Source organism: Shewanella inventionis (assembly GCF_014641855.1).
Classification (GTDB): domain Bacteria; phylum Pseudomonadota; class Gammaproteobacteria; order Enterobacterales; family Shewanellaceae; genus Shewanella; species Shewanella inventionis.
The window spans coordinates 22,620-35,205 of the sequence record NZ_BMII01000028.1; the positions used below are offsets into that span (position 1 = coordinate 22,620).

The window sequence follows — 12,586 nt, forward strand, 5'->3', positions numbered from 1 at the left end:
TTTTAGAATTGTTAATTCATATTAAGGACAGCGATGTTATATCAAGGAGTGTCACTTATTTTATCGCCACTGTTGATTGCTCAAGGGCTCAAAGTGCGTCGCACAACACCAAAGTTGCCAGAGCCAGAAGGCGAACGAGTGGGGCAAACCGGGCCAAACCCAACATTAAATTTATTGATTTTAGGCGACTCAGCCGCCGCGGGTGTTGGGGTTTCTAATCAAAGTGAGGCACTTCTTGGCCAGGTTATTGAGCAATTAAGCCCAACACTAGATGTGAATTACGCCTTGTTTGCCAAAACTGGTGCGACAACATCTACAACCTTGGAGGCGCTCAAGCAGCAGTGTACACCGGCACACCCAATATTAGGGCAATCAACATTTGATGTAATTATCACCTCACTTGGTGTAAACGACATCACCTCATCGGTAAGTTGCGATAAATGGTTGCAGCAACAACAGCAATTTTTTGAACTTATCCGTCAGCGTTATCAGCCAAAACTCATACTCGTTACAGCATTACCGCCACTGGGATTATTCCCGGCTTTACCCCATCCTCTGCGGTGGAGTTTAGGCCAACGTGCTAATCAGTTTAATGAGCGCTTAGCGCAATTAATCCATAAACTTAATCAGCAAGGCAATCAAACAAGCCGTTTTGCTATAATTAAATTACCATTAGATAACCCGCAACCCGAATTAACTATGCTCGATTTTATGCGACAAGTGATGGCCAGTGATGGGTTTCACCCAGGAGCACCGATTTACAATGCATGGGCGAGTTTAGCGGTAGAGCAGATCCTTGATGGTGCTGTTGCTCCAACGTTTGTTTAGCCACTAACACGTAAGGTAAGCATGAGATTAATCGGTATAGATTTAACAGGGCTGTATTACTGTTTGATACTTTCTAAAAATTGAATAAACTCTGCTGCCGATACATACCAAATATCATCTTTGTTTGAGACCGTCCGAATAAGCTTTTCGGCGTAATCCCAATTATTATTTTTGGTATTTTTATCAAACTCCCAAGCGTGGCCCCATATCATCATCACGGTCAGTTTTTCGCTTTTAAGTGCGATATATTGTTTAACTAATGGCATCGCTTTTTCATGATGAACTGTAGGGTTCCACTCCATATGGTTTTTGGGTAGTTCAAAATCAAGGGTATCGTTTGTGGTTCTTGCGTTGGTCAATCCTGCTTGTTTAACTAATTGCATGGCGGCGTTATCGTACGAACCTAAAGGGTAAGCAAATGATTTTAAAGGGCTGCCTTTAATCGGTGCTAAAATTTGCTGATCGCGAGACAGTTGAAATTTGAGTTCCGCTTCGTTTAACCCAGCAAAACCAGGATGTGAGTAACTGTGACTTGCAATTTCATGGCCTTTATAAAGCGACTTTATTTCATCAAGGTTAATGTATTCACCTTGTTTACCAGTGAAGGCTTCCATCCAAGGTAGTTTTTTACCAAACAACCCTGAATTTAAGTTAAATGTGCCCACCACATGATATTGGTTAAATAATTCAACCAATTTTCTATCTTGAATAACACCATCATCATAACTGAATATAACGGCTTTTGTTGCCCCGTTTGGATAGCTGTGTATGGGTTTTTCATCTGCAAGGCATAAATTTATCGCCAAAAAATAGAGTATAAAAATATACTTCATTTTAACTCTGCCATTATTGGAGCCAGTTGCTCCGCCCATAGTGCGTAGCCTGCTTGATTTAAATGTGTCCCATCGGTAGTTAGAGAGCTGTTCATTGTGCCATTTGAGGACAAAAATGCAGAATGTAAATCGATATAGGTAAAACGAGCGTGTTTAATCGTTTTGATTTGTTGATTAACGGTTTGCACCATGTCAGTGATAAAATCTCGATGATCAGGCAGAATACTTTGCACAAAAATAGGCGTATTGGGCAGGGCTTCGTTTAGTTGTATCACGATGTTTTCGATGTTTTCACTGACAGATGATAAGTTTTTTATTTGTTTAATATAATAAAAATTAAAAATATCGTTTACACCTATTTTTAAAAATATCGCCTTAGGTTGTGCCATTTTCAGTTCGTCTAAGCGAGCCAAAACACCATAGGTCGTGTCACCGCTAATACCACGGTTTCTCACTCGCAGGTCGTTAAACCTTATTGCCCAATTTAGCCCTTGCTCAGTAATACTGTCGCCAATAAATACAATATCACCAGATCTCAGAGGCTGTATTGTAAAATGAGCAATTCGTTCTGCGTAATGATTTTTTAACCAGTCAGATTGATAAGGGATTGGTTCTGAACCGTATGCATTCCCCCCGACAAGAGCAGCCCACATAAAAACAAAAAAATGAACCGTCGCGGTGTATTTGTGTCGGAGTTTGTTTTGTTTAAAACCCATAAAAACCTGTACTTGTAGATATTCGTTTTTACAATGTATCGATTAATACCATTTTATGTAATGTACTGCATTCGTATTCAAGCACTAAAAAATTTAGTGGTGTCAGGTTAACGTTTATTAAACAAGTTCAAAACTTGCCCCTTTAGCTAATATCTGTCAAAAAATGCATTAAATCTTTTAATGACAAACAAGGTTAAATCGAAGATATCCATACAGCTGATGTCATCGCGGCTATGACCTAGAGCGCCCATGGATTGGTCGAGCTACATGGATGTACTTGCGCGTGTTGGTAAGTGAATGCCATGTTGACGCCAAATAAAACCTTACAGTTACATGCTTTACAATTGGCGAGGCACCACGACGTTAGTGCCGCAGGCCATAAGTACAAAAGTAGAAGCAAACACCTGGATCCCGGCTCAAAAGCATTACCGGGACGACGTTAAGTTGCCATATTTTAAACACAATCTGTGTACATGGATAAGTTACGTATATTGCTTGCAAACAGCCCAAATTCAACTCTGAACTTGAGGCCGTTGAAGACATTTTACAAAAGAATACGTGACCTGACCAACGCATGCACCTCACTAAACTATTCTTTAAAACTTGCTGATAAGACAAACATTGACAGCTTCATCATGGTGGTTTGCGAGCCGACCGTCCGACCCACGGACGGGTCGGTCGAGCTACATGGATGTACTTGCGCGTGTCGGTAAGTGAATGCCATGTTGACGCCAAATAAAACCTTACAGTTACATGCTTTACAATTGGCGAGGCGCCACGACGTGAAAATTAGGACGACGAGAAAATAGCTAACAAGCTTCTATCCAAAAATGCGTTAGATCTTCCCATTACAAACAAGGTTAAATCGAAGATAACTATACGGCGGATGTAATCGCGGCTATGACCTTCGAAAACACGGATGTTTTCGCAGAGCGCCCATGGAGGGGTTTACCGCGTGTCATAGAAGTGATTTCATTGAGTATTGCCACCTCACCCCCTAGTTTTGTTTAGTTAGATAGCCTCAACCATTCTTGATCTGGTGTGGGCGCAGACCATAAAAAGTACAAACACCTGGGTCCCGGCTCAAAAGCATTACCGGGACGACGTGAAAATTAGGACGACGTGAAAATTAGACGATGAGAAAATAGCTAACAAGTTTTTGTAAAAAAATGCGTTAGATCGTTCAACCACAAATAAGGTTAAATCGAAGATACCCATACAGCTGATGTCATCGCGGCTATGACACAGAGCGCCAAGGGATGGGTTTACCGCGTATCAAAGAGTTGATTTCATTGAGTATCGTTGCACAGTGGTTAAGTTAAACCTTAACGCTACTGGGTATAACTCACCCGATAAATTGCATTGGCAAAGTCATCTGATATCAAGATAGAACCATCTGCCAGAGTCATTACATCAACTGGACGCCCCCAGCTTTGTTCGCCATCAAGCCAACCTGTGGCAAAGGGTTTGTAATCTATCACCTTATTGCCTTCAAGTACGACTTGCATTACACGGTAACCGACTTTGTTTGTGCGGTTCCACGAGCCATGTTGTGCAATCAAGATTGAGTGTTTATAAGCGGCAGGAAATTGCTTGCCTTGATAAAACTCCATGCCTAATGCGGCAACATGAGCGCCTAAAGCTAATACTGGAGGCGTGTTGAGTTTGGCAATGGTAGGGTTAGTAAAATCGGGGTCATTGATGTCAGAGTTGTGAATAAAAGGAAAACCGAAGTGTTGGCCAGTTTGAGTGACATGATTAAGCTCATCATCAGGTAAATCATCGCCCATCATGTCGCGGCCGTTGTCGGTAAACCATAAATCGCCGGTAACGGGATGAAAATCAAACCCAACGCTATTACGCACACCTTTAGCCACAATCGTGGTTTGTTTAGTGTCGACATTGAGTTTTAAGATGGACGCAAAAGGTAAATCACTTTCACATACATTGCAGGGTGCGCCAACGGGAATATATAAATGGCTATCGGGTCCAAAGGTAATAAATTTCCAACCATGGTGGGCTTTATTAGGTAGCTTATCGAAAACTAATTCTGGTTTAGGGATGCTAGGTAAGGTGTTTTCAATGTTAGGGTAACGCCAGATTTTATCGACCTCTGCAACATACAAACTGCCATTATGAAATGCTAATCCTGATGGCATAAACAAATCTTTCGCAATAACGATCTGTTTGTCGGCTTTAAAGTCATTATTACTGTCTATAAGCGCATATACATTACCAGCCTTGCGACTGCCCACAAATACCGTGCCTTTATCGCCCAGTGCCATTTGGCGTGCGTTTTCGATATTGTCAGCGTAAATATCAATACTAAATCCCTGAGGGAGTTGTATTTTATCTAACGGTAACGCGAACACAGAAAAACTTAATCCCAAGCCACAGGTAAGGGCGGTTAACAATGTCGTTGGCTTTAGCATTGCACACTCCTTTTATTGCTATTTAATCAACACCGACTATTGCTGTTACCAATCTTTAATAATCTCTTTGACCATGGCAGCAGTGTTTTCGGGCTGTTCTAATGGAAACATGTGGCCGCCCTTAGGTAACGTCATTAAATCGATGTCGTTTAATTTAGCAAAACGCTTAAAATGTTTAATTGGAAAGATAGTGGTTTTTTCACCGTAAATGAGTTTAGCGGGTACCGTTAGTTTATGTTTAAACTGAGATAAATTAGTGGGTAAGTGCCTAAAAATATCAGCTTCTACAGCGGGCGAAAAACTTAGCTCTAACCGATTATTACGCTGCACTGCACAAGATGAGGCGTAGTCTTGCAAGCAACGCGGGTCAAAATCTTTAAACAAACTTTTCTGTGAAAAATAATCAACCAAATTTGTGTTTTCTGGCCAATGGCTTTGCCGTGTTTTTGCTTTTCCAGCCGGTGAAAGCTTGTCTATATATGGAGTTCGTTTGATAAAACTCAGTAAATGTGAAAAAGCACCGGTGACAACAGGCGGGTCTAGCATGACTAAACCGCGAAACAACTCAGGGTGTTGGCAGGCGGCAATAAATGAAATAACGCCACCAAATGAATGGCCAACACAAATGACTTTTTCATCTTGTTTCTTTATAAATTCAGCAAGTTCTGTTACCAGATGCTGCCAGTTACTGTGAATTGGATATAAGGCATTATGGCCAAACTGATTGTGGGCAACGGTTCGGTAATCGTTTTCAAACTGATGTAAAAATGTTTTATAGCTGCCAGCAGGGAAGCCATTAGCATGCACGAGATTAATTAATGGTTTTGTCATAATTTGCTCTAAGGGCTCAGCGTCAATTACTGTTAAAATAATTCATCCAGTGCGGTTTACGCAAACCCATTACTTATATCTATCAGAATAAAAAGTGATCATGCTTACAGGTTAATATCGCTTATAACGTCGTTAAACATGTTGAAGGTAGAACAAGGAGTACGCTGAAATTTCTACCTTATTTTAAACGATTTACACTCTATACGATTTTCATTAGGCAATCGCTGATCACTTATTTTCCTGATTGATATTAGAATATTTTTACAGGGTCGATGGGTGTTAACTCTTCAAATTCAGGAGCGCGATTTTGCGCCTTAGCATTAAAGACTTCCATCATGTCATTTTGCGGTTGAAACATACCGCTTTGCCAAACCGACATATATTGTAGACTGTCGGCGACACTGTGATCGCGGGCATAATTAATCATTTCTTTACAGCCGGTAACCGCCAGCGGCGAGCGCGCCGCAATCTCTTTTGCAATATCAAATACCGCAGCAAGCATTGTTTCATGGTCTGGATACACCTGATTAACTAAGCCTGAATCTTTAGCCTCAGCAGCGGTCATTCTGCGGCCTGTGAAGGCTAACTCTTTCACTAAGCCCATGGAAATTAATTTGGGTAAACGTTGTAAGGTACCGACATCTGCTGTCATACCGAGTTTGGTTTCTTCGATGCTAAAAAATGCATCATGAGTGCAGTAGCGGCAATCAGCGGCGCTGATCATGTCAAGCGCACCACCAATACAACCACCATGAATGGCCATGAGTACCGGCATTCGGGCAGTTTCAAGTACAGTAAAGCAATCTTGAAGTTTAAGGACTAAACGGCGTAAATGATCGTGCTTGCGGCCCAATTCAATAGTGTTATCAGCGCCTGTGGCTGTAAACACGCCTAAGTCCATGCCGGCGCAAAAATGCTTACCAGTAGATGAAATCACAATGGCACGCGCTGCAGATTGATTGTTGATGTCATGTATGACACTAGGAAATTCATGCCAAAAGTCGACATTCATTGAATTCAATTCATTTGGTCGATTCAGCACAATGTGAGCCACTTTGTCGGTAATGTCGACCGTTAAGGTTTGGTAGGTTTTGTGCGATAGCATCGTGATGTCCTTATAAATTAAGTGTGATGTGCTTATCTTGCTCTATCGCCTCATCCAATGAGGCGAGTATCGACTGTCGCTCTTTTAATTTGGTGCCTAAATGTGCTGGCATATTAAGCGTTTGCATGTGTTTAGCCACCATATGAGCTGTGTTCATGAGTTGATCAGGCTCAACCACTTGATCAAGAAAGCCTGCTAACACGGCTTGTTCGGGGGCAAATAATTCGGCATTGATCACCGCACGCGTTAGGTAATGTTGCGGGATGCGATTACGAGCAATTTCAATGCCTGCTTGGTGCATAGTCATGCCAATAGCCACTTCATTAAGGCCGATTTTAAAAGGACCATGACAGCCAATGCGATAGTCGCAACTGAGCATTAAAAAGGCACCTTTCGCAATCGCATGGCCAGAGCAGGCGCCAATTATCGGTGTAGGAAATGACAACATTCTGCGAGCTAATGTTGACCCCGCAGTCACAAGTGCAATGGCGGCTTCAGGGCTGTGCTTCATTGTTTTAAGATCGTAACCGCCAGATAAAATCCCAGGTTGCCCAGTTAAAATAACCACGGCATTTTGTTGCTCAGCCTCATCTAATGCACGATTAATTTGGCTAATCACCTCAGGAGATATTGCATTGACTTTACCGTTATTAAGGGTAATGACATGCACGTTGTTTTCGATTGTTACACTGACAAGTTCCATTTTTTACCTTTGTTATTATGATGAGTTAGGCTAATTATTTTGCAGTAGCACCTGCAAGCTGTTTCGATTTTACATACTTAGAATTTAACATACCCGCTAGAATCCCTGCGGTAAAGAACATTGTGAGAGTGTATATTGCTGGCGTAAAAGACATTTTGTAATTACCTAACAATGTTAACGCCATAAACATTGATAAGGTGCTGTTTTGTAAGCCACATTCTATTGTTATTGATGTTCTTTGTGCAAAGTTAAGCCCAAACCATTTACTTGAGTAATAACCCAACAGCATGGTTGATAAATTAAGAATAATCGACACTGGACCTGCGGCTATTAGTGCAGGGATAACAATATCTTGTTGGATATAAGTAAGAAAAATCATCAACAAGGTTAAAAACAAAATACCAAATCTAGATACATGAACCTGAGTGCTTGCAGCAAGGTTAGGGGCAAAGCGTCTTATTAACATCCCTATACAAATGGGCACTATGGTGAGCTTCATTAAACTTATCATGGTCGCAATAATGGGTAATTTAAACTCACTGCCAGCACCCATAAAATGAATTAGAGAATAATTAAGCACCACAGGAATGGTAAATACGGTAATTAAACTGGCCACCGCTGTCATAGTAACCGATAGCGCTACATCGGCTTTGGCTAAATGTGAAAACATATTGGAGGTGGTGCCACCAGGACACAAGGCTAACAACATCACACCTACAGCATACTCAGGCTCTAACGGCATGATATTGGCCAAGGCAAAACCAATAATGGGTAGCAGAATTAATTGATTTGTGAGCCCTATTGCTGCCGCTTTAGGGTATTTAAAAACTCGTTTAAAATCATTTACGACCAGTGATAGACCCATACCCATCATAATCAAAAAAATACACACTGGGATAATTTGAGTATTCACTAAGGTAATCAATTGCATATTGTCCATAATAACCTCTTAAAATAGGTAATGTGCTTAAGGTAAACATCCATTGTTAAGCAACATAAGTTAGCCATTTGGGTGAACAACGATGCCGACAGATGCATTGGCTTGTCCGGCAAGTACCGCTTGGTATGCAGGATCTATTGCTTCAAAATCATTAATGTGTGCAATCGAAATGCTGTTTTTACAAAAATCGATATAACCTAATAATGCCGTGTTAATGAGTGTCATTGTGGCCGTTGCGCCATGTTCTTTGCTGCGTTTGGCAAGCTGCGAGGGCGCAAAGAAAAAACTCGGGACAGGACCAGGAAGAAGGGTGTTGTTGTCATTGATGTCAATGTCTTGATGATGAGTTAGGCCAATGCGACAAGAGTATTTAAGTTGCTCGCTAAAGTGATGATGGATCAAAGCCAGTGTGGTTTTGCTGCCCGCCATATCCACTAAAATGGTCGCGGCAGTGTCTAATTGGCTCACTTGGTCATAACTAATCACCTTGTCATAACAGCCCAACGAGGCAACAAACGCTTTATTTTCATTTGATGTCACGCCAATAACTGGCCTTTGTGCTTGCTGCTTAATGCAAAAGGCAAGGGCGATACTGGTTTTACTTGAAGCGCTGGTAATTAGGTATTGCTCAGCACCAAAATACTGATTGTCGCTCATGTAATCATTGATTAACCATGAGGTAGTAAACAGGCCTCTCAGTAAAATGTCATAGTCTTCGTTTTGGGGCAGATAAAAAGGATTAGCATTTACACGATCAAATCGGCTGTATAAAGGGGATAATCCCTCTCGGCATGGGCTAATATCACTGAAGCTATTTTGTGAGACATTGCCAGCCACAATCATAAAATGGCTCGCCATTGGCATGAAACCCCAAACTCGCTCACCCACCAATATTTGATCATTTTTAGATTTAATCACTTCGGCATAGCCCATAACAGGCAATCGCCCCCAATGAACGGGATCGGTAGAGGGGAAAAATCGCCAATACCCTAATGAATCGCCCATAATGCCGTAGCTGATGTTGTTAGCTGTTAATGCAAATTTATCTACCCGTAATAACACATCGTTATGAGCCATGGGCGCCGTAAACGCGAGTGGGTTTACGCGGGTGTTTTGTAAGCTATGTTTATTGACTTCAAATACGGTTGCACTTTTTGGTATCGCATCATGCGAAGCTTCATCGGTTGTCATGCTATATCGCCTTTTTGGTTTTTATTGTAATGACGTTAAAAATTCACTGATCGCGTTATTAACCTCGTTTGGCCGCTCATGTTGGATCCAGTGGCTTGTATTAGAAAATCGTTTGATGGTGCAATCTGTTACGTAATCAGTTAATCCATCTAAGTTTTCATTTACAAAGGCTAAATCTTGCTCGCCCCAAAGCACTAGCGTGGGAATATTAATGCGAATATTGGGGATTTTTAGGGCCGAAACCGGTTTAACCTGATGACTTAACCTAGTATCGCCGTGGCCTACATTATCGTTTGTGTCATCATGGGCCAGTTGTGGCATGGCGCGATAATATTGCAACATGCCATTTATCGCCCCTGGCTGTTGCCAAACCTGGCGATACGAGGCTAATAACTCATCTGTAAACAGAGCAGGTAACTGGCTTTGCATCAATTTATCGACCAAGTATTGGTAGTTATTTTGGCTGAGTAGGCTATTTGCCCCAGAAGATATCAGTTGATGAATATAAGCACTTTTAGCTCGCTGATTTGGATTATTAATCATTTCACGGGTAAAGGTGCTAGGGTGCGCAGCATTTAAGATAACTAGTCGACTTAATAACGAGGCGTTAAATGCGGCTAATGGCCAAGCAATGGCGCCGCCCCAATCGTGGGCAACTAAAGTGACTGGCTTATGTGGGCTAATGGCACTAATCAATTTTGCAATAAATGCGATAAGCTTGGGTACAGTGTAAAACTCAAGATCTGTAGGTTTATCGCTGAGGTTATACCCAGGTAAATCGGGCGCGATGACTCGATAATTAGGGGCAAAAAATTCAAGTTGTTTATGCCAAGTACCCCAAAACTCAGGAAAACCATGTAAAAATACTAAGGTTTCAACCTGAGTTGGCTTACCCATTGGCACAGACTCAACATAATGAATATTAGTGTGTTCTATATTGATATAATGATGGGTGAGTGTCATTGGCATTCTCAGTATCGCAGGTGTTCGATTGCGTTAGTCAAAAAAGGCAACAGCGTTATCGAGTGACTCTCGCTCAGTGCGAGTTTGATTAACCGGTGCGTTTTCATCGGCATAACCAAACGACATACCAAATAAAATTCCACGCTCTTCTGGTAGGGCTAAAATTTCACGAACAGGATCAGGGAATTGCCCCAGCGCGCCTTGCATGCAATTTGCTACGCCGTGCTCTGCCATAACTAATGACAATGTTTGCGCATAGATGCCTAAATCTACTGCGCCCATAATGTCTAAGTATTTATCCATAGTAAAAAACACCGCATGTGGCGCATCAAAAAACTGCCAATTACGTACCATCGCCATTTGACGGGCTTTTTTGTCTTCACGAGCGATACCTACCGAGCTATAAAGCGCATTAGCTGAGCCAAATTGACGGTCGCGGTGCACCCCTTGATATTGTGGCAACCAATTAAAATCGGGGTTAGGTGTGGCGCCGCTCATTAAGGTTTCGATAAATTTGGCTTTTAATTTGTCTTTAGTTGCCCCCGATACCACGCACGTTTGCCAGGGTTGCACGTTACAGTTTGAGGGGGAAAGTTGCGCACTAGAAAAGATTTGTTTGAGCACATTTTCTGGTACAGGTTTAGGCTGAAAGGCACGAACGGAATAGCGATTTTTTAAGATTGATTCTATAGACATAGTGACGACTCTTATTGTTATTCATCAGGCTACACCTGATGTTGAGAATGTAAATCAAGCAGTAACGCCAGCAATCTACTGCCTGGCGTTACTATTGTGGTGATTAAAATTGGTACGACACGTTTGCACCAAAAGTACGTGGTTGATTAGGGTAGCCGTTAAAGCTGCCAGACTGGATTGGTGGTGGGAAAGCCGACAATAAATACTCGTCATTGGTTAAGTTACGTACCCAAAGCTGAACACTCACACCATTATCAAAGGCAAGCCCTGTACTGGCATTAACGGAATTGACTTCACGCGTTAATGACTCTGGTGTGTTTTCAGCCACTTTAACGTCGCTTTCATATAAATAATCAGCACGTACATAACCATCTGCGCCGTTAAATACCTCAAAGTTATACACCACTCCAGCAGTAATACTCACTTCATGAATACCTGCAGGTTTTTCACCAGACAAGTCTGTAGGGCCGTCTATACCTGATGCGCCTTCAAACGAATCGTAAATAGGATCAAGGAAGGTGCCTGCTAATGTAAATGACCAGTCATCGGTTAAGTTGTAATTTGAATCAAATTCAAATCCTTGGGTACTTTGCTTACCTGCATTAGCCAGTACATAGCCGGTGCCGATAAAGATTGATGATTGAAAACCTTCAATGGTTTGGTCAAAAATCGTGGCATTAAACGAGCCGTTTTCAAATTGGGTTTTAATACCAATTTCATACACCATGGCTTCTTCAGGAGAGGCATAGCGGCCACCGTAAACTTGATTGGGTTCTTCAATGCCTGCTGTGGCGAGTGCGGCTTGATCGGCAGCAAATGGGCTAGAGTATCGCGATAAGTTCCACGATGAAGCCTTAAACCCTGTTGCGGCAGTAGCAAACACGTTAATGTTGTCGTTAATTTCGTAAGATAAACGCAACGACCAAGTGGTTTTACTGTCATCGGTTTTGTTGTCTTCAACGCCATTTGGTAAACCTAACATGGGCGGTAAAAACTGTAAGCTTTTTAATGTAGGTACAGCCGGCGCTAAAGTGGGAATACTGCCAATAGGCACACCAAATAGCGTAGACTCAGTGTCTAAGTCTAAAGATGAAAATACATCGGTGTTATTTTGCGAAATCGTGATTTCTTTTTGGTCGTTGGTATAGCTCACTCCAAAAATAGCGGTAAATTGATCTGTAATGTGATAATCAAAACTGGCGAATAATGAGTAGGCATCATTGTCTTGTTCAAAGTCTGAACTCACCGCAGATGTATTAGGGCTTGTTGATCTTTCGTGATGGATTATTAGACAGCATGATGGGCTGGTATAATTACTTTCGCCAAAAACTAACCATGACAACCCATC

Annotated in this window: 12 protein-coding genes; 1 reads left to right on the forward strand and 11 read right to left on the reverse strand. The window is 41.8% G+C overall.

What is annotated here, in order from left to right:
• The first annotated feature begins 33 nt into the window (after window positions 1-33).
• On the forward strand, window positions 34-828 hold the full coding sequence (locus IEW93_RS15885; RefSeq protein ID WP_188740279.1) for an SGNH/GDSL hydrolase family protein: 795 nt from the start codon (window positions 34-36) through the stop codon (window positions 826-828).
• 56 nt (window positions 829-884) lie between these two features.
• On the opposite strand, the gene IEW93_RS15890 is transcribed toward IEW93_RS15885, so the two are convergent.
• From IEW93_RS15890 to IEW93_RS15940, 11 genes are all read right to left on the reverse strand, one after another.
• Window positions 885-1,661 (reverse strand): polysaccharide deacetylase family protein, encoded by a 777-nt coding sequence (locus IEW93_RS15890; protein WP_188740280.1) that lies wholly within the window; start codon window positions 1,659-1,661, stop codon window positions 885-887.
• The gene (locus IEW93_RS15895) at window positions 1,658-2,377 is read right to left on the reverse strand and encodes a GDSL-type esterase/lipase family protein (RefSeq protein WP_188740281.1); all 720 of its coding nucleotides are present in this window, start codon (window positions 2,375-2,377) and stop codon (window positions 1,658-1,660) included. The genes IEW93_RS15890 and IEW93_RS15895 overlap by 4 nt, the downstream gene beginning before the upstream one ends.
• A 1,331-nt stretch (window positions 2,378-3,708) precedes the next feature.
• Window positions 3,709-4,809, reverse strand: coding sequence for a PQQ-dependent sugar dehydrogenase (locus tag IEW93_RS15900; RefSeq protein ID WP_188740282.1), 1,101 nt, complete (start codon window positions 4,807-4,809; stop codon window positions 3,709-3,711).
• 45 nt (window positions 4,810-4,854) lie between these two features.
• Window positions 4,855-5,640, reverse strand: coding sequence for an alpha/beta fold hydrolase (locus IEW93_RS15905; RefSeq protein WP_188740283.1), 786 nt, complete (start codon window positions 5,638-5,640; stop codon window positions 4,855-4,857).
• Between the two features lie 250 nt (window positions 5,641-5,890).
• Window positions 5,891-6,751 carry a crotonase/enoyl-CoA hydratase family protein gene (locus IEW93_RS15910; protein ID WP_373284938.1) on the reverse strand — a complete coding sequence of 287 codons (861 nt, stop codon included), beginning with the start codon at window positions 6,749-6,751 and terminating at the stop codon, window positions 5,891-5,893.
• A 4-nt stretch (window positions 6,752-6,755) separates the two neighbouring features.
• On the reverse strand, window positions 6,756-7,448 hold the full coding sequence (locus IEW93_RS15915; protein WP_188740285.1) for a crotonase/enoyl-CoA hydratase family protein: 693 nt from the start codon (window positions 7,446-7,448) through the stop codon (window positions 6,756-6,758).
• Window positions 7,449-7,482: 34 nt separating this feature from the next.
• Window positions 7,483-8,388, reverse strand: coding sequence for a bile acid:sodium symporter family protein (locus IEW93_RS15920; protein WP_188740286.1), 906 nt, complete (start codon window positions 8,386-8,388; stop codon window positions 7,483-7,485).
• A 60-nt stretch (window positions 8,389-8,448) separates the two neighbouring features.
• Window positions 8,449-9,579, reverse strand: a complete 1,131-nt coding sequence (locus IEW93_RS15925) for a DUF2855 family protein (RefSeq protein ID WP_188740287.1) — start codon at window positions 9,577-9,579, stop codon at window positions 8,449-8,451.
• Between the two features lie 21 nt (window positions 9,580-9,600).
• Window positions 9,601-10,542: an alpha/beta fold hydrolase gene (locus IEW93_RS15930; RefSeq protein ID WP_188740288.1), complete on the reverse strand. Its 942-nt coding sequence runs from the start codon at window positions 10,540-10,542 to the stop codon at window positions 9,601-9,603.
• Between the two features lie 33 nt (window positions 10,543-10,575).
• The gene (locus IEW93_RS15935; protein WP_188740289.1) at window positions 10,576-11,238 is read right to left on the reverse strand and encodes a nitroreductase; all 663 of its coding nucleotides are present in this window, start codon (window positions 11,236-11,238) and stop codon (window positions 10,576-10,578) included.
• A gap of 103 nt (window positions 11,239-11,341) precedes the next feature.
• Window positions 11,342-12,580: a TonB-dependent receptor domain-containing protein gene (locus tag IEW93_RS15940; RefSeq protein WP_263283547.1), complete on the reverse strand. Its 1,239-nt coding sequence runs from the start codon at window positions 12,578-12,580 to the stop codon at window positions 11,342-11,344.
• Window positions 12,581-12,586: the final 6 nt, after the last annotated feature.

Bases quoted from the DNA above. Each gene is read 5' to 3' on its own strand.
- IEW93_RS15885 (WP_188740279.1), top strand. From the start codon at position 34: ATGTTATATCAAGGAGTGTCACTTATTTTATCGCCACTGTTGATTGCT.
- IEW93_RS15890 (WP_188740280.1), bottom strand. From the start codon at position 1,661: ATGAAGTATATTTTTATACTCTATTTTTTGGCGATAAATTTATGCCTT.
- IEW93_RS15895 (WP_188740281.1), bottom strand. From the start codon at position 2,377: ATGGGTTTTAAACAAAACAAACTCCGACACAAATACACCGCGACGGTT.
- IEW93_RS15900 (WP_188740282.1), bottom strand. From the start codon at position 4,809: ATGCTAAAGCCAACGACATTGTTAACCGCCCTTACCTGTGGCTTGGGA.
- IEW93_RS15905 (WP_188740283.1), bottom strand. From the start codon at position 5,640: ATGACAAAACCATTAATTAATCTCGTGCATGCTAATGGCTTCCCTGCT.
- IEW93_RS15915 (WP_188740285.1), bottom strand. From the start codon at position 7,448: ATGGAACTTGTCAGTGTAACAATCGAAAACAACGTGCATGTCATTACC.
- IEW93_RS15920 (WP_188740286.1), bottom strand. From the start codon at position 8,388: ATGGACAATATGCAATTGATTACCTTAGTGAATACTCAAATTATCCCA.
- IEW93_RS15925 (WP_188740287.1), bottom strand. From the start codon at position 9,579: ATGACAACCGATGAAGCTTCGCATGATGCGATACCAAAAAGTGCAACC.
- IEW93_RS15930 (WP_188740288.1), bottom strand. From the start codon at position 10,542: ATGACACTCACCCATCATTATATCAATATAGAACACACTAATATTCAT.
- IEW93_RS15935 (WP_188740289.1), bottom strand. From the start codon at position 11,238: ATGTCTATAGAATCAATCTTAAAAAATCGCTATTCCGTTCGTGCCTTT.